At 45.5% G+C, this 233-nt stretch carries 1 protein-coding gene; it reads right to left on the bottom strand.

Annotation, left to right across the window (positions count from 1 at the left end):
- Positions 1–233, bottom strand: a 233-nt coding sequence (locus tag ACHRV0_RS21760; protein ID WP_395442541.1) for a hypothetical protein, incomplete at both ends; no start/stop codon positions are given.

Below are 233 nucleotides of genomic sequence, written 5' to 3'. Positions count from 1 at the left end.
AGCGACTTTAGTAAGTACAGCTGCCGCTACAAGAACATTATACGGACAGACATCAAACGGCAGTTGTTCAAGTTTGACAAGAACGGCTGTTGTATTAACCATCAATGCTGCTCCTGCAGCACCGACATCTCCAGTTAACGTAACGGTATGTGAGACAGGTTCATCACAGACTCTAACGGCTACCGCTACAGTACCATCAGGATCAAGTATTGTTTGGTATGATGCAGCTTCAG

The organism is Flavobacterium sp. FlaQc-30 (genome assembly GCF_044005885.1).
Classification (GTDB): Bacteria; Bacteroidota; Bacteroidia; order Flavobacteriales; family Flavobacteriaceae; genus Flavobacterium.
Note: the sequence above shows the minus strand (reverse complement) of the source record. Positions and strands in the feature narration are given on the sequence as shown.